The 570-nt window shown below is 66.5% G+C and carries 1 protein-coding gene; it reads right to left on the bottom strand.

Annotated features, from left to right (window positions below):
• Window positions 1-570, bottom strand: a 570-nt coding sequence (locus D2K64_RS24060) for a polyketide synthase dehydratase domain-containing protein (RefSeq protein ID WP_157986132.1), incomplete at both ends; no start/stop codon positions are given.

A 570-nucleotide genomic window follows, 5' to 3' on the forward strand; every position in this document is an offset into this window, starting at 1 on the left:
TGACTCACGCATGATCGCGAAGCCGGACAACGTCGCCCGCAAGCGGCTCAATGCCGTTTCGCCCGCAGGGTCGGTGCCGTCCAGACCGGCAGTGAACATCAGTGCGATGCAGGGTCGGTCCTCGATCCACTGGGTCTCGGCATGTAGGGTTTCGCGCAGTCCCGGGTCGTCCCAATGCACGAGGCAGTGCCGCCGGCCAGCTGCGGCGCAACCCGCAGCGAGGGCAGCGGCCAGTGCATCGCCACGCTCGGCCAGGATGACCAGTGGCGCGCCGGTAGCAAGGGTCAGCGGTGTAGCGCCGGACGGGGCGGGAGGCGGCACCTCCTCCCAGACATCGATGTAATCGCCCTCGGGCAGCGCGCGCTCCCGGCGAGGCACCATTGCAGCGCAGGACAGGCCGGTAATCGAGGCTAACTCCTCCCCTTGATCGTCCAGATAAAGGATGTCGCATACCAGACGTTCGGGGGATTTCTCAGTCAGCACGATGCGCGCCCAGATGCGGTCCGGCAGTGGCCGCAACAGGCGCATTTCCTGGATAGCGACCGGAAGGTAGGCGCCGTGGCTAGGATC

This window comes from Teichococcus vastitatis, from assembly GCF_003604215.1.
Taxonomy (GTDB): Bacteria; Pseudomonadota; Alphaproteobacteria; order Acetobacterales; family Acetobacteraceae; genus Pseudoroseomonas; species Pseudoroseomonas vastitatis.